The 17,153-nt window shown below is 70.9% G+C and carries 19 protein-coding genes; 7 read left to right on the top strand and 12 right to left on the bottom strand.

Annotation, left to right across the window (positions count from 1 at the left end; all coding sequences use genetic code 11):
* Positions 1–12 precede the first annotated feature (12 nt).
* Positions 13–816, bottom strand: coding sequence for an aldo/keto reductase (locus C475_RS03460; RefSeq protein WP_006882376.1), 804 nt, complete (start codon positions 814–816; stop codon positions 13–15).
* Positions 817–981: 165 nt separating this feature from the next.
* Between C475_RS03460 and C475_RS03455 the strand changes: the two genes are divergently transcribed.
* Positions 982–1,968 (top strand): hypothetical protein, encoded by a 987-nt coding sequence (locus C475_RS03455; RefSeq protein WP_006882375.1) that lies wholly within the window; start codon positions 982–984, stop codon positions 1,966–1,968.
* A 57-nt stretch (positions 1,969–2,025) separates the two neighbouring features.
* Complete coding sequence (locus C475_RS03450; protein ID WP_152436314.1) at positions 2,026–2,724, top strand: CDP-alcohol phosphatidyltransferase family protein; 699 nt, start codon at positions 2,026–2,028, stop codon at positions 2,722–2,724.
* 48 nt (positions 2,725–2,772) lie between these two features.
* Here the strand turns inward: C475_RS03450 and C475_RS03445 are convergent, their stop codons facing one another.
* From C475_RS03445 to C475_RS22770, 3 genes are all read right to left on the bottom strand, one after another.
* A complete protein-coding gene (locus C475_RS03445) occupies positions 2,773–3,570 on the bottom strand; it encodes a PHP-associated domain-containing protein (RefSeq protein ID WP_006882373.1) in 798 nt (265 codons plus the stop codon).
* Positions 3,571–3,687: 117 nt separating this feature from the next.
* Entirely contained in the window at positions 3,688–4,125 is a 438-nt protein-coding gene (locus C475_RS22775; protein ID WP_006882372.1) for a hypothetical protein, read from the bottom strand.
* Positions 4,122–4,985: a YihY/virulence factor BrkB family protein gene (locus tag C475_RS22770; RefSeq protein ID WP_006882371.1), complete on the bottom strand. Its 864-nt coding sequence runs from the start codon at positions 4,983–4,985 to the stop codon at positions 4,122–4,124. Before C475_RS22770 ends, C475_RS22775 begins: the two co-directional genes overlap by 4 nt.
* 141 nt (positions 4,986–5,126) lie before the next feature.
* On the opposite strand from C475_RS22770, the gene C475_RS03430 reads away from it, so the two are divergent.
* Together C475_RS03430 and C475_RS03425 are read left to right on the top strand one after the other, a co-directional pair.
* Positions 5,127–5,522 (top strand): hypothetical protein, encoded by a 396-nt coding sequence (locus C475_RS03430; RefSeq protein WP_006882370.1) that lies wholly within the window; start codon positions 5,127–5,129, stop codon positions 5,520–5,522.
* A gap of 56 nt (positions 5,523–5,578) precedes the next feature.
* On the top strand, positions 5,579–6,001 hold the full coding sequence (locus tag C475_RS03425; protein WP_006882369.1) for a hypothetical protein: 423 nt from the start codon (positions 5,579–5,581) through the stop codon (positions 5,999–6,001).
* A gap of 49 nt (positions 6,002–6,050) precedes the next feature.
* Here C475_RS03425 and C475_RS03420 read toward each other — a convergent pair whose 3' ends face one another.
* From C475_RS03420 to hemC, 8 genes are all read right to left on the bottom strand, one after another.
* Positions 6,051–7,172 (bottom strand): tRNA (guanine(26)-N(2))-dimethyltransferase, encoded by a 1,122-nt coding sequence (locus C475_RS03420; protein WP_006882368.1) that lies wholly within the window; start codon positions 7,170–7,172, stop codon positions 6,051–6,053.
* A gap of 83 nt (positions 7,173–7,255) precedes the next feature.
* Positions 7,256–8,275, bottom strand: a complete 1,020-nt coding sequence (locus C475_RS03415) for an ABC transporter ATP-binding protein (RefSeq protein WP_006882367.1) — start codon at positions 8,273–8,275, stop codon at positions 7,256–7,258.
* Position 8,276: 1 nt separating this feature from the next.
* Complete coding sequence (locus tag C475_RS03410; RefSeq protein WP_394295275.1) at positions 8,277–9,131, bottom strand: ABC transporter permease; 855 nt, start codon at positions 9,129–9,131, stop codon at positions 8,277–8,279.
* 152 nt (positions 9,132–9,283) lie between these two features.
* Positions 9,284–10,255, bottom strand: coding sequence for an ABC transporter permease (locus C475_RS03405; RefSeq protein ID WP_006882365.1), 972 nt, complete (start codon positions 10,253–10,255; stop codon positions 9,284–9,286).
* Between the two features lie 4 nt (positions 10,256–10,259).
* Entirely contained in the window at positions 10,260–11,393 is a 1,134-nt protein-coding gene (locus C475_RS03400) for an extracellular solute-binding protein (RefSeq protein WP_006882364.1), read from the bottom strand.
* Between the two features lie 138 nt (positions 11,394–11,531).
* Positions 11,532–12,305, bottom strand: coding sequence for a uroporphyrinogen-III synthase (locus C475_RS03395; RefSeq protein ID WP_006882363.1), 774 nt, complete (start codon positions 12,303–12,305; stop codon positions 11,532–11,534).
* Positions 12,306–12,321: 16 nt separating this feature from the next.
* On the bottom strand, positions 12,322–13,110 hold the full coding sequence (cobA, locus tag C475_RS03390; RefSeq protein ID WP_006882362.1) for a uroporphyrinogen-III C-methyltransferase: 789 nt from the start codon (positions 13,108–13,110) through the stop codon (positions 12,322–12,324).
* Positions 13,107–14,363 carry a hydroxymethylbilane synthase gene (hemC, locus tag C475_RS03385; protein WP_006882361.1) on the bottom strand — a complete coding sequence of 419 codons (1,257 nt, stop codon included), beginning with the start codon at positions 14,361–14,363 and terminating at the stop codon, positions 13,107–13,109. Before hemC ends, cobA begins: the two co-directional genes overlap by 4 nt.
* Positions 14,364–14,510: 147 nt before the next feature.
* Here hemC and C475_RS03380 point away from each other — a divergent pair, with 147 nt between their 5' ends.
* The 3 genes from C475_RS03380 to C475_RS03370 all read left to right on the top strand — a co-directional run bounded on the left by C475_RS03380 (position 14,511) and on the right by C475_RS03370 (position 17,120).
* Positions 14,511–15,161, top strand: a complete 651-nt coding sequence (locus C475_RS03380) for a hypothetical protein (protein WP_006882360.1) — start codon at positions 14,511–14,513, stop codon at positions 15,159–15,161.
* Positions 15,162–15,314: 153 nt separating this feature from the next.
* On the top strand, positions 15,315–16,196 hold the full coding sequence (gene htpX / locus C475_RS03375) for a zinc metalloprotease HtpX (protein WP_006882359.1): 882 nt from the start codon (positions 15,315–15,317) through the stop codon (positions 16,194–16,196).
* Between the two features lie 48 nt (positions 16,197–16,244).
* A complete protein-coding gene (locus C475_RS03370) occupies positions 16,245–17,120 on the top strand; it encodes a M48 family metalloprotease (RefSeq protein ID WP_006882358.1) in 876 nt (291 codons plus the stop codon).
* Positions 17,121–17,153 lie beyond the last annotated feature (33 nt).

Raw genomic sequence — 17,153 nt, 5'->3', positions numbered from 1 at the left:
AACCGGTCGCGGTCAGTTCCAGGGGCCAAACGCGGGGTCGAAGACGCGGTGTTCGCGTTCGATGTCGTCGATACGGGCGACGTCCTCGTCGTCCAGTTCGAGGTCGCGAGCGGCGATGTTCTGGCGCATGTGCTCGCGACCGCTGGCCTTGGGGACGACGGCGACGTTGTCCTTCGAGAGGAGCCAGGCGAGCGACACCGTCGCGGGCGTGGCGTCGTGTTTCTCGGCGACCTCGCGGACGGCGGGCACGTCGAACACCTCGCCCTGTGCGAGCGGGGAGTAGGCGACCAGCCAGTGGTCGTGTTCCCGGGCGTAGGCGCGGAGTTCGTCCTGCTGGAGCAGCGGGTGACACTCGACCTGGTGGGCGGCGACCGGCGCGTCGAGGTAGTCGCGGGCCTCGTCGAGCAGTTCCGGCGTGAAGTTCGACAGGCCGACGTGGCGGACGACCCCTTCGTCGCACAGTTCGTCGAGCGCACGGAGCGTCTCGTCGGGGTCGTAGCTGTCGGCCGGCCAGTGGACGTACAGCAGGTCGATGGTGTCGACGCCGAGGCGGTCGCGGCTCGCAGCGGCCGTCTCGAGCGCGTCCTCGTACGCGAGGTTGCCAGGGGCGAGTTTCGTCGCGAGGTAGACCTCCTCGCGGTCGACGGCCGCGTCGGCGATCCCCTCGCCGATGTAGGTCTCGTTGTCGTAGTCCTGCGCGGTGTCGAAGTGGCGGTACCCCTCCTCGAGGGCGGTCGCGACGTTGTCGCGCCACTGCTCGCGGTCGTCGTCGGAGTACGTGCCCAGCCCGATCGGTGGGAGCGCGTCGGTCGGCATCGTCTTCCTGTCGGACTCGGCCGCCTTCGGAATGACGGTCGCGGCAGCGCCATCGGGGGCCGGGGAGACGACACGGGCGGACGCCGGCGACGGCCAGCGGTCGATACAGCGCTCGTTTGAGCCTCCTGAAGACACTTTGCCGCGGCGCGCGCTCGGTCGAACACGATGGACTGGGACCGACGACGCTACCTCGGGCTGCTCGCCGCCGCGTTAGCGGGGACCGCCGGCTGCCTGGGGAACGGCGGCGACGCGACGGTGACCGACCTGGGGAGCGGCGCGGGCGACGGCGATCTGACCGCGACGCCGACCGCGACCGGCCCCCCGACAGTCACCGATAGGCGGACGACCGACAGGCGGACCGCAACGGCTCCCCGGACGACACCCGCCCCGTCGCTCGTACTCGATTCCGTGGAACCGACGGGCGACGCGTCGCTGACCGTCTATCCGCCGAAGCTGGCGTCGATACTTCGTGAGGCCGCGGCCGGTGACGGTCCCGTCCGCGCGGTGGCCGACGCGTTCGTCTACGCGCCGGTGCCGGTGGTCCCCTCGTTCGACGCGGTCGCGATCGACGACCCGCACGGCGACGCCGGCGGCACGTACGCGGTCGACTGCGAGGGGGGAACCTACCACGAGATGACGCTACAGGCCGAGGAGGTCCCGTCCGAGGAGGCCGACGATCCGACCCCCGTCTCGTCGTTCCGGGCCCCGTACCGCGAGCTGGTCGTCGACGCGCTCACGGAACCGGCCGCGCGGACGCAGGTTGCCCCGCAGACTGAGCGCGGCGAGTGGGTGCGCGAGCACTTCTTCGGCGAGTACGTCGCGTACGAGGGGCAAACCTACCGCGGCCGAGCGGTCCACCCGACCGATGCGGTCTTTTTCAGCACCGAGGTCTGGTACGTCTGCTCGCTGTCGCCCGTCGACGACGCCGACGACTCCGTTCGGCTCCGCCTGCCCGAGATCGACCCCGCGGTCCGGAACACCGTCGACGGCGCGCTGGAGGAGTGGTCGAAGAACGAACGAGCGCCCGCCGCCGCCGGGCCGCCCCTGGACGAGTCGGTTCGCGCGTTCGCCGACGGCACCGACCGAATCCTCACGCACACTCACGCCTACGACCCGTCGGTTCGATCCCGGGACGAGCGGGAGTCCGGGTGACCGGGCCTCCCGGGAGCGACGCCCCGCGACGACCCGCTCGGACACTCCGACGGATCGGTGGACACATGGGCGACGGCGGGCCAATCCAGCACGATGGACATCGACTGGCGGGCGCGGGCGAGCGAGGTGTGGACCGTCCCGAACCTGATCTCCCTCTCGCGGCTCCCCCTCGTGGCGGGGATCGTCCTCACCGTCGATTCGCCGGTCCGCTACGCCCTGTTCGCGCTGGTCGTCCTCTCGGACGGCGTGGACGGCTGGGTGGCCCGCCGGCTCGACCAGACGACAGAACTGGGCGCCCTGCTCGACCCCGCGCTGGACAAGCTTACGGCCCTGGTCCTCGTCGTCGCCCTCTTTCCGGCGACGGGGCTCGACCTCGCGTATCTGGCCCTCTTCTTCGCGCGGGACGCCTTCGTCGTGGCGCTGGTTCCCCTGGTTCCGTTCCTGGCCTTCGAGACGGACAAGGTGAAAGCGCGGCTGCCGGGGAAGGTCGTCACGAACCTGCAGTTCCTGGCGATGGTGGCGATGCTGGTGCCGGCCGTCGGGGCGACCGAGGCGCTGCTGTGGGCGCTCGGCGTCGCGTCCGCCGTGGCGGTCGCCGACTACGTCGTCTTCGTGGCCCGGGAGCAGACCGACCGCGCGTGGGTCCACGACTGGCGGGGGATAGCGGTCGCGGCCGCCGCCGTCGCCCTGGCGTTCGCCGCCGTCGTCCGACTGTTGCTCGCCGAGCAGCTCGCGGACGTGCTGGCGGCGCTGTAGGGGCGAAACGCCACTGTGAGGGTGGGATACAGGTGAACAGGGGAACCGCTAGAGCAGCCCGCCGTCGCTCCCGTAGGCGTTCATGTCGGCGAAGCGGTCGGGGTAGTCGCCGGCGGGGTGGGTGGGCTCGTCGCCGGGGAGGACGACCCGCTTGAACTTGTCGTGGGAGTTCTCCCAGCCCAGATGGGCGAACTCGGCGCGGCGTTTGAGCTGGTGGACGAGACCGTCCCGGTGGTACATCCGGCGGGGGGCGCCCGAGCGCAGCGCCGCGACGAGGTCCGCCGCCGAGTCGATGGGCCGGTCGAACTCGACCCAGGCCTCGCCGATGGTGGCCGTGAGATGGGCGTACGAGGAGAGGTACGTCGGGAGGCCCGACTCGCGGGCGATCTCGCGGGCGCGGCGGTCGTCCCACGGCCAGTGTTTGGGGTTGTACACCTCGACGGCGTCGACGGCGTCGGCGTGGTCGGCGATGTCCGTTTCCGTCATGCTGAGCGTGAGGAACTCGGGGTGGGGGACCAGGATTCCGGTGTCGTGGTCGGCGATCTCGGCCACGGTGTCCTCGAAGGTGAGGAAGTCGGGGACCGGCTCGTCGGGGTCGACCGCGAGGACGTGCTTGCGGGCGGACCACTTGCCGGTGAAGTACTCCCGACCGGGCACCACCAGGAGGTCGTCGTCGGAGAAGCGAGCGGCGCGCTCGCGGATCGTCGAGAGATGGGTGAAGTGGGGGGCGTAGACGATGGCGTCGAGGCCGACGGCCTTGGCCCGGCGGACGACCCCCTCGTCCAGAATCTTGACGTGGAGGTCGACGCGCGACTCGCCGTCGGTCGATGCGCCACCCTGAGCCATGCCACGAACTACGCAAGCCGGACTTTATGTGTTACGAAGCCCGGAAGCGCGCTGTCGGGCGACTGTGCGGTCGAGCGCTCCGGCGGCGACGGGTCTGGGTGACCGTCGGTCGGCTGCTCACCGGAATTTTCTGGCGAGGTCGGCCAGTCCGGCGGCCTTGCGGCCGGCGGCGAGGAAGGACCCGAGGACGACCATGAAAACGTAGAGGCCGAGCGTCGAGAGCCAGACGACGAGCATGGCGGCGACGGCGGCCCAGTTGTTCAGGTAGTAGAAGGCGCCGATGGTCATCGCGGTGCCGTAGAGGAGGACGACGTAGGGGCCCCACCCCGTGGCGTGGCCGCGGCGCTGGCGCTTGCGGACGTAGCGCCGGAGTTCCTCGCGGATGTCGTCGCGATGGACGGTCTTCTCGTCGATGCGGGTCCGCAGCGCATCCAGTTCCTCGCGTAGCTCGTCGACTTCGGCGTCGACCCCCGCCTCCTCGGACCCCGGGCTCGGGGAGGCCGTGCGCTCGTCGCCCGCGGCGGAGTCGTCGTCGCCACCAGTGTCGGCGGTCATGGGCGCGTACCTCCACTGTCGCCTGGGTCCCTCTTGGTGTTGGTGGTACGGCCCCCTCGCTCGGCCAGCACCGCGTTCAGCGCCGCCCCGACGAGCAGGACCGTCGCACCCACGTAGTACCACGTCACCAGCAGCAGGACGACCCCGAGCACCCCGTACACGTCGAACTGCCCGGCCATCCCCGCGTAGACCCGAAAGCCCGTCCCCAGCAGCGCCCACCCGACCGCGGCGAAGACCGTCCCCGGCAGCGCCTCGCCGAGCGCGGTCTCGGTGTCCGGGAAGATCACGAACAGCGGGAAGAAGACGACGCTCAACACGACGACGAGCGCGACGGTGCCGAGGAGTCCGACCAGCGCGATGTCGGCGTAGCCGACCGCGACCCCGACGCCGACGAGCGCCGCCAGGCCGACGCCGACCGCCCCCAGCGCGACCGCCGCGTCGCGCACTTTCCCCACCATCGAATCGGCGGTCTCCGTGCCGTAGATCCGTGAGAACGCGATGTCCAGGCCGCGGAACACTTTCAGCGTGCTCCAGGCCAGCAGGCCGACGCTGACCAGCGTCGCGGGCGCGGCCCCGGCGGCGTCGACCAGCGTCGACCGCACCAGGTCCTGCCCCACCGGCGAGAGCGCGTTCCCGGTCGCCGCCACGACCTCGCCGGCCAGCTCCTCGCCGCCCAGCGTGGCCGCGACGACGAGCAACAGCAACAGCGCCGGCAGGAGCGACACGAACGCGTAGTAGGCGATGCCCGCCGCCAGGAAGGTCACCTCCCGCTCGCGAACGAGCGCGACGACCCCGCTCCCGACGGCGACGGCTTCCCGCCCGCCCGCTCGCGCCCGCTCGCCGACCGACTCCGGTTGCACGCTCTCGTCTGCGTGCCTCGCCCACTAATAGCCGCGGGCTCCGTCGGTCGCGTCTCGGCCCCGGGGGCGCGGTCGCGCCTCGATCCGGCGGTCAGACCGCGTGACGAAAGGACCAAGGCGCGCCCGCCGTGCCGTAGGTGTATGGACCGGGGACTCGACGAGGTCGTGATGCGCGGGACGGTCGTCCTGCTCACCGGCGGCCTGCTTCTGGTCGCCGCCGGGACTGCGGGCATCACCGGCTCGCTCGCGCTCGTGGCCGCGCTCGTCCTCGTCGGCGTCGGCCTCTATCTCGTCTCGGAGCGGGTCGGTGCGGTCGCCGCCGCGGACGCGAGCGACCTCGACCCGCGCGTGGTCGCGGCCGACCTCTGGCTCGGGCCGTTCCTCGCGGCCGCCGTCGCCGGCTTCTACCTCGGCGCGACCGCCGGCGAGGTGCAGGCGCTGGGCGGCCTCCTCGGCCTCGTCGGCATGCTCAACTACTTCCTGCGCCCGTTCTACCACCTGCTCTACGGGCTCGCTCGGCGCGTCCAGACGCTGTGAGCGCGGTCCTCCGCGGATAGGAAGGTACTCGTGTCGTCGGCCTGTCCGTTCTGGCGATGACGACCAGACGGAAGGTGCTCGCGGCGTTCGTGAGCGGCGCCGCGGTCGGGGGAACTGCCGTCGGGCTCGCGTCCTCGGCCCTGGAGTCCGGCTACGGCTCCGTCTCGTGGATCAACGAGCGCGAAGAACCGGTGTGGGTCCGCACGGTCGTCCGGTCCGACGGGGGGCCCTTGTCCTCGGCCGGCATCGCCTACGAGAGCGAGTACCGGATCCGGCCGACGACCCACACCCGAGGCGGGGACACGAACGTCGTCGAGACCGGGACCTACGACGTGACGGTCACGGTCGAGTCGGCCGACCGCTCGGAGCGAGCCGGGCCGTTCACCGACACCTGGGCGCCTGCGGGCTGTTTCCACCAGGACCTGATCGTCACGGTCACCGACGACCTGTCGGTCGAGTTTCTCCAGGACGAGTGCTGAAAGGCGTTGCGCTCCGCCCCGCCTCCGACCGCGCCGCGTTCGTCCCTGCTCAGTCCTCCTCGACGGCGGCGGCGCGGATCTCGGTCACCTCGGCGTCGGTCTTGAACGTCGTCCCGCCGTAGTGGGTCCGCGAGGCCGAATACCCGGCCGCCCGCAGTCGCTCGATGAACTCGTCCATCGCGACGGCGCCGACCCCCCAGCGCTTGCACAGCCGGTGCTGGTCGTAGTGGGTCGGCTCGTCGAGTTCCGCGGCGACCGTCTCGCACAGCTCGCGGGCCTGCTCGGCGGTGCCCATGCCGTCGTCGACCGCCTCGCGGACCGTCTCGGCGAACGCGGGGTCGCAGGTTCGGCCCAGCCAGATGGGGCCGGCGGTCTGGATCGCCTCGTCGCACTCCGGACACCAGTCCAGCGGGTCGGCGACCAGCCCGGGCGTCGCCTCGCGGTAGAGACAGTGCTCGCAGTGGTCGACGTGGCCCAGTTCGTCGACGAGCGCGTTGGCCGCTCGCGCGCCCGAGTCCAGCCGGAGGTAGGTCCGGGCGTAGTGTTTCGTCGCGTGGCTGAACACCGGTCGAGCGGCCAGGTCGTAGCGGGCCGCGGTGCGCACGAGCGCGGAGATCAGGACTCGCATCCCCATCTCGGCGTGGTACTCGGTGTTGCGCGGGACCGCCGAGTAGTGGCGGACGCCGCTCTCGAAGTGGGCGCCACAGAGCGGGGCGGTGTCGGTGGCGGTGATACACACCAGGCGGGTCGCCCCGCGGAAGGCGGCGTCGGCGAAGGGGATCGGCGTGCCGAACGGGTCGATATCGACCACGTCGAACGTCTCCTCGTGCATGAGGGCGTTGGCGTCGCGGTGGACGACGCGACCGTCGAGGTCGTTGCGCGCCATGTTCTCGCGGGCGAGTTCGACCGCGTCGGGATCGACGTCACAGCAGGTCGCCTCGAACCCCTCGGCGGCGGCCCGCACCCCGCGGACGCCCGAGGCGGCGTTGGCGTCGAGGTAGCGGGGCGTGCGGTCGCCGTCGCGGTCGGTCTCGGCTTCCAGCGCCCGGAGGACGGCGACGGTGAGGTCGCGGTTGAGCTCCTGGACGGGGTTGAAAAAGACCGCGTCGCCGACCCCGGCGTCGGGCTGTTCGGGGACCGCGACCGTCACGTCGCCCTCTGTCACGCGCATACCGGGACCACTCCGGCGACGGCGAAAAGCCATGCGTTTGCCGGTCGGGGTCGGCCGCCGTCCCCGTCCCCACCGTCCGGCCGTCAGGGCTCCGAGAGGACGTGGACGCGGTCGGTGTCGAGCGCGAGCGACACGCGGTCGCCGGTCGCGGGCGCCTCGGCGGGGTCGACCCGGAGCGTGACCGATTCGCCGTCGGGCAGGTCCGCGACCGCGCGGACGTGTTCGCCGAGGTAGAACCGCTCGCGGACGGTCGCCTCGAAGGACCCGTCGCCGACGCGGAACGCTTCCGGACGGACGACGACGGTCACCTCGCCGTCGTCGCCGTTCGGTGCGGCCGTCGTCGCGTGACCGAAGTCGAGCGTGCCGTTCCGGGCGGTCGCCCGGAGGCGATTCGACGTGCCCACGAAGTCGGCGACGAACGCGTTCGCGGGGCGCTCGTACACCTCGTCGGGCGTCCCGACCTGCTCGACGCGCCCGTCGTTCATCACGGCGATCCGGTCGCAGACGGCCATCGCCTCGGTCTGGTCGTGGGTGACGTACAGCGCCGTCACGGCCAGTTCGTCCAGCAACTCGACCAACTCGCGCTGGAGGCGGGTCTTGAGTTTGGCGTCGAGCCCGGTCATCGGCTCGTCGAGCAGGAGGATGGTCGGTTCGATGGCCAGCGCCCGCGCGAGCCCGACCCGCTGTTGCTGGCCGCCCGACAGCGTCGTCGGGTCGCGGTCGGCTAACTCCGCGATGTCGAGCAGTTCCAGCAGCTCCGTCGCCCGCTCGCGGCGCTCGGGCTTCGAGACGCCGCGCATCTTCGGGCCGAACTGGACGTTCTCGCGGACGGTCATGTTCTCGAAGAGGGCGTACGACTGGAAGACCAGCCCCACCGAGCGCCGCTCGGGCGGGACGCGGGTCACGTCTTCCTCGTCGAACAGCACGCGGCCCTCGGTGGGCGTCTCGAAGCCCGCGATCGTTCTGAGAGTGGTCGTCTTGCCGCAGCCGGAGGGCCCGACGACCCCCAGTATCTCGCCGTCGCCGACGGTCAGGTCGACGCCGTCGACGGCGGTCGTCTCGCCGAATCGTTTGGTCACGCTGTCGAGTGTGATGGTAGCCATGTTATCTGGTGGAGAATCCCCTGTTGCCGAGCAGTTGCAGCGCCGCCGTCACCGCCGCGATGAGGACGAAAAACACCGACACCGCGGCGCTGGTCGTCAGGAAGGTGCTGTTCGAGATGTTCGCCTTGAGGAACAGGGCGAGCGGCCGCGCGCCCCGCGAGAAGACGACGTAGGAGAAGTTGAACTCCGCCGCCGCGAGCGCCCAGCAGATGATCGCTCCCGAGACGATACCGCGTCTCGCGTTCGGGACGATCACCGACAGGAACGTGCGCGGCCACGAGGCGCCCAGCGAGCGGGCGCTCTCCTCCAGTTGGCGCAGCGGCATCGACTCGAAGCTCGACTGGACGGCCATCACCATGAACGGGGCTTTCAGCAGCGAGTAGCCGACGATGAGTCCGAAGTCGGTGCCCGAGAGCTGCGGGTACGCCCGGAGGAAGGCGACGCCGAGGACGATCCCCGGCGCCAGCGGCAACACGGCGAGGGCGTTCAGCAGGTCGCGGCCGGGGAACTCGTAGCGGGCGACCGCGTAGGCGATCGGGACGCCGACGACGAGGTTGATCAGCACGCCGCCGAGCGCCAGCCACATGCTCCGGAACAGGGGGCTCTGGCCGGGCGCGGCCAGCGGGTTCTCCGTCAGCGTCCGCAGGACGGCGCCCAGCCGCAACGAGTAGTCGGCGGCGCCCTCCGTCGTCCGCAGGCCCAGCACCTGCTCCCAGTGGGTGAACGTGACGAACCCCGAGGGGAGCGCGCCGGTCCACTCGGCGGCGAACGAGGCGACGAAGGTGACGACCACCGGGAAGACGAGAAAGGCGAACGTCAGGGCGAACACCGCCGTCACGAGCGGCCGACCCAGCACCGCCGAGGGGGACCGGCGCCACGACCGCTCCGTGATCTGCCCGGCGGCGACGGCGCCGCCGTCCGTGCGGCGCGGGTCGGTCGCCTCGTCGGACGTAGCCTCGTCGCCGCCGACGACGTCGTCGCCCTCGACGGCGTCGGGGTCGCGGTCGCTCACAGCCCCACCTCCGCGCTGGTGTAGCGCAGGCCCAGCGTCGTGAACCCGAGGACGAAGACGAACCAGACGGTGGCCATCGCGGCCGCCAGCTGGATCTGGAAGCCGTTCGACAGCCCGTAGTCGATCTCGTAGGTCCACACCCGTAGCGCCTGGAGGATCAGGACGGTGCCGAAGATGGCCAGGGCCGTCCGGACGGTGAGGATGAAGGCGCCGATGAGCCCGGGTTTGATCTGCGGCAGCGTGACGTGATAGAACGTCCGGGCGGGAGAGGCGCCCAGCGACCGGGCGGCCTCCTCCGTGCGTTCGTTCACCTCGGCGTAGCTCCCCCGGAGAAGCAACAGCGCCCGAGGTACCATCGAGTAGCAGTACGCGACGAACAGGCCGCCGACGCTCGTGGCGATGGCCAGATCGGCCGCGCTCCGGCCGGAGAACCACGCGATGAGGTTCGTTATTAGGCCGCTGTTGCCGAGCAGGACGATGATCATGAACGCGGCGACGATCCCGGGGAGGCTGATCGGGAACGAGAGGAGCGTCAGGAGCGCGCCCCGGAACGGCAGGTCGTACTTCTCTAGAGCGTGGGCGGTCGCGGTCGCGACGCCGAGGCTGACGACGGTGGTCGCGAGCGCGAACCACAGCGTGTTGAGAGCCGACGCGCGGAGGTGCGGGTTCGCGACCAGTTCGCGGTAGGCGGCCAGCGAGAACCCCTCCGAGACGTATCTCGCCTCGGAGACGCTGATCCGGGCCATCTCGGTGAGCGGGTACAGCCCGGCGACGACCGCGAGCGCGAGGAACGGCGCGCACAGCGCGGCGATGCGGCGACGCTCGCGGTCGCGCTCGGTCCGCGGAACGAGGAGCCGCTCCATCGGTTCGGGGAGCCTGGCGACACCGGCGCGGGCGGCGCTCGCGGCCGCGTCGACGACCGGGGCGAACCGGTCGGGGACCCTGCCGGGCGACTCGTCTGCCGCCATCGGCCTACAGGCCCGCCGAGCGCTCGATCTCGTCGATGATGTCTTCCTGCTTTTCGACCATCGTCCCGTAGTCGACCTGGAACTCCGTCTCGTCGTAGGTCGACTGGGCCGGGAACTCGTCGGGCATCTCCAGTTCGGGCGCGCGGATCGGCCGCACGTAGGCGTCGAGGAACTTCCGCTGGCCCTCCTTCGAGAGCACGTAGTCCATGAACAGCTTGCACGCCTCGGGGTTCGGGGCGCCGTCCATCATCCCGAAGCCGTAGGGCTGGTTGAACGCCCCCGCGTTCCCGTCGGCCCCCTTCAGCAGCGCCACGCCGACCTTGTCCTCGGCGACGTCTCCGTTGTTGTACTTGAGGTTCAGGCCGGAGTAGTCGTAGCGGACGAACGTGGCGTACTCGCCTTTGGTGAACTGCGCGAGGAAGTTGTCGGTGAACTCGGCGCCGCCCTCCTGGATCTGCTCGTAGTAGTCGATCACCGGCTGGACATCGTCGAGCGACCCGCCGCGGGCGTTGTTGACCGACAGCGCGGTCGCGAGCCCGACCGCGGCCGTCGGGGTCTGGAGCGCCAGGTCCTGCATGATGTCGGGATGGAGCAGGTCCTCCCACGTCTCGGGCGCGTCGAGGCCGCGCTCCTCGTAGATGTCCTCGCGGTAGGTGACCGCGGTGGTCATCCGCCGGGTGGCGGTCATCTCACCGTCGTCGGTCTTGAGCTTGCTCGGCACCGTGTCCCAGTTTTTGGGCTTGTATCCGGTGAGAAACCCCTCGTTCTTGGCGATAATGCCGTAGGTGTAGCCGCCGTTGTACGCCGAGTGGTCGGGGTTCTGGGCGCGCGAGCGCATGTGCTTGAGCGCCTCGCCCGACGATCGGTCGTCGTCGTTGAGCGGGACGCCGTACTCCTCCTCGAAGGCGGACATGATCGCCGGCCAGTTCGACCAGCCCGACTGCACCGCGTAGACGTAGAGTTTTTCCGGGAACGACGAGGCGTTCACGGTCGTCTGGTAGTCGCCGTGGCCGACTTCGTACTGCTCGCCACTGGGTGTGCTCGTCCCGCCGCCCCCGAGCGCGCTGGAACAGCCGGCCAGTCCGGCCGCCGCTACCGCACCCGTACCTGTGAGGAACCGCCGTCGTGTTCGCGTCATACGGGTGAACCGCCGAAGACGACGTACATTCTGGTTTATATTTTCTACCCGTTACGATCCCGAGGCGTACGTTCCCCACTGTGCGATAGTCGCTGCTATTGACGTGGACCGACCGCTATATACGACCGGGTAGTGGCCTCACTCCGCGTCCGCGGTCGCCGCCACGACCGCCTCCGCCAGCGCGTCGAAGTCGGCGACCTCGGGGACCACGTCGACCTCGATTCCGGCGTCTGTCGCCGTCTCGGCGGTCGGGTCACCGATGACGCCCACGACGGCCCCGTCGAGTCCGTCGAGCGCCTCGGGGCGGACGCCGCGCTCGTCGGCGGCCGCGAGGAAGTGCTGGACCGTCAGCGACGAGGTGAACACCGCCCCGTCCAGTCGCCCCTCGGCGGCCAGCACCGCGGAGTCGCCGGCGTCGGCGGGCCGCTCCAGCCGGTAGAGGACGGTCTCGTGGACGTACGCGCCGGCGGCTTCGAGCCCGGTGAGCAGGACCGCCGAGCCGTGGTCCGAACGGGCCACCTCGACGCGGGCGCCGGCCACGTCGTCGCCGAGTTCCTCGACCAGTCCGGACGAGGTGAACTCCGACGGGACCCGGTCGACTCGATAGCCGTGCGCCCGCAGCACGTCGGCGGTCGACTCGCCGATGGCGCAGACGGTCGCCTCGCCGGGCTCCCAGCGCTCGTCCGGTCCCCCGCCCTCGGCGCGCTCGCCCGCCACCAACTCGACGCCGGTCTTGCTGGTGAACACGACGTAGTCGGCGTCGCTGCGGGGGGCGGCGCCGGTCGGGTCGACCGTCAGCATCGGGTCCGGGACGGCCTCGGTGCCCAGCGATTCGAGCAGTTCCACGGCGGCGTCCAGTCGCTCGTCCGGCGGCCGGAAGACGGCGATCCGCGGGCGGTCCGCGGCACTCATCGGCGATGTCCCCCCGTCACTGTTCGCTCACCTCGCCCTCCTCGGGCGCGTCGCTGCCGTACCCGCGGAGGAACGCGGCCAGCGTCTCGCGCTCGCCGGCCACGTCGCCGATCACGGTGATCGCCGGCGGCGAGATGTCGGCCTCGTCGCGGGCGTCGACGACGGTATCGAGCGTCCCCGTCGCGACCCGCTGGTCCGGCCAGGTCGCGCGTTCGACGAGCGCGACGGGCGTGTCGGCGTCCATCCCGGCCTCGCGGAGCGCGGCGGTGTAGTCGGGGAGCTTGCCGACACCCATCAGGACGACGATGGTGCCGCCGGTGGCCGCCAGCGCGTCCCAGTCGACCGCGGATTCGTCCTTCGTGGGGTCCTCGTGGCCGGTGACGAACGAGACCGAGGAGGCGTGGTCGCGGTGGGTGACCGGGATCCCGGCCACGGCGGGGCCCGCGATGGCCGAGGTGACGCCCGGGACGACCTCGAAGTCGATCCCGTGGTCGGCGAGGTAGGCCGCTTCCTCGCCGCCGCGACCGAAGACGAACGGGTCGCCGCCCTTCAACCGGACGACGGTCTTCCCGTCCTCGGCGAGTTCGACCAGCCGCTCGTTGGTGACCGACTGGGGCGTCCGGTCGCCGCCGGCGCGCTTGCCCACGTCCTCGCGTTTCGCCTCGGGGATCAGTCCCAGAATTTCGGGCCCGGGCAGCTTGTCGTGCAACACCACGTCGGCCTCCTCTAGCAGGCGCTGCGCCTTGACGGTCAACAGATCGGGGTCGCCCGGCCCGGAGCCGACGAGGTAGACGGTCCCGGTCATTCCTCGCCACCCGCACCGGCGCCGTCTCCCTCTCCGTCGCCGCCGTCGGCGGCGCGTCCGTCACCGTCCTCGTCGGGCGTGTCCGGCGAGGCGCTGGCGGCGCCGCTCTCCTCGCCGGTCGTTCGGCGCGCCTGCTCGATCAGGTCGGCGGCGCCGGCGTCGGCGAGATCCGCGGCGAACTCGCGGGCTGCCTGCGCGTGGTTCTGGACGGGCAGTTCGCGCGTCTCGCGGACCTCCTCCTCGCCCTCGCGGTCGAGCACCCGAACGGCGGTGCGGACGACCGACCCCTGGAGGACGGCGTAGATACCCACGGGCGCGACGCAGCCGCCGCCCAGTTCCTTCAACACTGTGCGCTCGACGGTCGCTTCGACCCGCGTCGGCGAGTGGTCCAGCACGCTCCGGAGGTCCTCGGCGAGCTCGCCGTCGCGGGCGGTCACCGCGAGCGTCCCCTGGCTCGGCGCGGGGACGAACCCCTCGGGACCGAGCTGTCGGTGCTCGACGTGGTGGAGCAGGCCCGCCCGCTCCAGCCCCGCCTCCGCGAGGACGATAGCGTCGTACTCCGTGTCGGGATCCCGTTCCAGCGCCCGCCGCTGGAGTTCGGTCAGGTCCTCGAACCACTCCTCGACGGTCCGGTCGTACTCCGAATCGTCGTCCTCGTCGTCTTCGTCGTCCTCGTCGTCGTCGTCGGCATCGTCGAGGTGCTTGTACTCGGCCATGTCTTCGGCCTCCTCATCGGCCTCGGCGACGACGCGGCGCTCGTGTTCGGCCAGTAGCGGCGGCGCGAGCAGCTTCTGGATGCGCGTGTCGACGTTGCCCCGCAGCGGCTGGACGTCAAGGTCCTCGCGCTCGGCGAGCAACTGCGCGCCGCGCCGGAGGCTGGACGTGCCGACCGTCGCGCCCTCGGGCAGCCCGTCCAGGGTCGCCCCGTCGCGGGTGACCAGCACGTCCCGCGGCGCGGCCCGCTCGGGGACGCCCGCGACGATCATGTCCTCGGGCATCGCCGTGGGCATGTCCTTCATCGAGTGGACGGCGGCGTCGCAGTCGCCGTCGATGACCTCCTCGTCGAGCGCGCGGACGAACGCCCCCGTCTTCCCGAGTTCGTGGATCGCCTCGTCGGTGATCTGGTCGCCCGTGGTCTCGACCTCGACGAGTTCCACGTCGAAGCGACGGTTCTCAAGCCGTTCCTTGATGGTTGCGGCCTGCCGCAGCGCGAGCGCGGACCCGCGAGTCCCCAGCCGGAGCGTCGTACTCATTGGTACGCACTCGGCCGCCCGAGGTGAAAAGCACACCAGTTCCGGACTCGGACGGCCCTCGGCGCGGCTCCGCCCGGTCCGGCGGGCCGACCGCCGACGAGGTGCTCGAACGCGTGATTTTTCCGTCCGGCGGCGTCACCGATCGCCGTGCCCTCCAGCCCGCCATCGAGCGACAGCGAGACTCGCAGAGCGTTCCTGGCGACGTTCGGAACCGTGACCGGGGCGGCCCTTGCCGGCTGCGCCGGGCGACTCCCGGGAACGGATCCGAAAGGGGTCGACGCCCGACGGACGACCGAGGCCGGCGAGATCAGCTGGGAGTACCCGCCGAACGACGACGCCGACGGGATCGGCTACGCGAGCGTCGAACTCGACCGAAATCGGACTGGCGAACGGTCACCCTCGGCGTACCGTCTCACGCTCAACTCGACGGTGCGGGGCTCGCACGGGAGCGAACAGTACGAGGGGTACCGGGCGGACTGGTTCCGGTTCCGGGTCGGGCCGCCGGCCGCGTACGCGGCGCGGTACGGCTTCGAGATGCGAGTCCAGCCGCCCCCGTGGCCCGAGCTTTCCCTCCGGTACGACCGGCGGGGCGGCCGGCGAGCGCTCGTCGTCGAGAGCGAACAGTTCGGTTCCGACGGGACGATCACGTTCGACCTCCTGTTCGTTCCGGGCGGGAGCCCCGCACCCCAGCGGTTGCACTGCTCGTTCGAAGTCCAGGCGTCGCGGGGCGGCGCGCTCGCGAAGACGGTCAGCGCGGACGGCCAGGGGACGCTGGCGATCCCGTCCGACTCGGGCTGACCCGCTTCGCCGAGCACGCTCCTCGGTTCGGTCATCGAGGCTCGTCTCTGCCGAGGCGAGAGTCGAGGCCGTCTCAGCGGATCGCCGCGGACGGCCCGCGGTGTCGGGGAGTGACACGAGTGATTGATATGGCGTCCGCCCTCTAATTCCCGTATGGAGTGGAAAACGGACTGGGGCCTCCGCGGGCGCATGTTCTTCACCATGTTCCTCCTGGCCGCCCTGTACATCGCCTTCCTCGGGGTGTTGCTGTGGACGAACCAGTCGTTCGTGCTCATCGTCGGCTTCATGAGCGTCTTCCTGATCGCACAGTTCTTCTTCAGCGACAAACTGGCGCTGCGCAGCATGGGCGCCCGGGAAGTCTCCGAGGAGGAGTACCCCGAACTGCACCGGATGGTCGGCCGGCTCTCCCAGCAGGCCGACCTGCCGAAACCGACCGTCGCGGTCGCCGATTCGCGGACGCCCAACGCCTTCGCGACCGGGCGCTCGCAGAAGAACGCGACCGTGGCGGTGACGACCGGTCTCCTGAAGACCCTCGACCAGGACGAACTGGAGGGCGTGATGGCCCACGAACTCGCCCACGTCAAGAACCGCGACGTGGCGGTGATGACCATCGCTTCGTTCCTCGCGACCATCGCGATGTTCATCCTCCGGTGGGGCTTCCTGTTCGGCGGCGGCGGCCGCAACCGCGAGGGCGGAGGTGCCGGCATCCTCGTCGCCATCGTCGCCTCGCTGGTGGTCTGGATCGTCTCGTTCCTGCTCATCCGCGCGCTCTCCCGGTACCGCGAGTACGCCGCCGACCGCGGCGGCGCCGCCATCACCGGCAAGCCCGCCGCGCTCGCGAGCGCGCTGATGACCATCGACAACCGGATGGACCGCGTCCCCGACGAGGACCTGCGCGAGCAGTCGGAGATGAACGCCTTCTTCATCGTCCCGATCAGCAAGGGCGTCGTCGCGAACCTCTTCCGCACGCACCCGACGACCGAGCGCCGCGTCGAGCGCCTCCAGGAGCTGGCCGGCGAGATGGAGACCGCCTGAGCGCCGTTCGACGGAACTCTCATCAGTCAGCCAAAGTTACTTTTCGGCATGGAATGGCAGACCGACAGCCGCCTGACCCGTCGGATGGTCCTCGCCCTCGCGCTCGCCCTCCTCGGCTACGCCGCGCTGCTCGGCCCGGTGGTCTGGCTCCTCCCGCCCGCCGGCGCGCTCGTCGTCTGCGGCGTCCTCCTCGCCATCCTCGGCGGTCTCGTGCTGGAGGCCGACCGGCTGGCCTACCTCGCGACGCGGGCCGTCGCTATCGAACGCGATGACCACCCCGAACTGTTCGACACCGTCGAGCGACTCGCCCGTCAGGCCGACTTGCCCCGGCCGCCCGTGGCCGTGATCCCCAGTGACGAGCCCAACGCGATGTCCGCCGGGACCGGCAACCGTACCGTCGTCTGCGTGACCCTCGGGCTCCTGAAGGAACTCGACGACGAGCAACTGGAGGCCGTCCTCGCCCACGAACTCGCGCACGTCAAGAACGGCGACTCGTCGGTGCTGACGGTCGCGGGGTTCCCGGCGACGGTCGCGCTGGCGATGCTCTCGACGGCGCTTGAAGGGATGAACGGGTGGGCTATCGTCCTGGGCTACTTCGGCGCCGCGGTGGCCCTGGCGATACTGAGTCTCCCCCTGTTGCTGGTGAGTCTGCCGGGGACGCTCGTCCTCTCGCGGTACCGCGAGTACGCCGCCGACCGGGGTGCGGTGGCGATCACCGGCAAGCCGGTCGCGCTCGCCGAAGCGCTCGCCGAGTTGCACGGCCTCTCGAAACCGCCCCAGGAGGACATGCGCTCGATGGCAGGGTTCAACGCCTTCTGCATCGTGCCGTCGCCGTCGCTGGGACTGCCCGGGACACATCCGCCGACGCACATGCGCATCCGGAAGCTGCGGGAACTGGCGGCCGAGCTGGAGCGGCCGGCGTAGGGGGAGAGGACGGCCGCTTCCCCAGCGGTTAGG

Source organism: Halosimplex carlsbadense 2-9-1 (assembly GCF_000337455.1).
Lineage (GTDB): Archaea > Halobacteriota > Halobacteria > Halobacteriales > Haloarculaceae > Halosimplex > Halosimplex carlsbadense.
The sequence above is the reverse complement of the archived record's forward strand: the minus strand, read 5'-3'. Positions and strand labels throughout refer to the sequence as shown.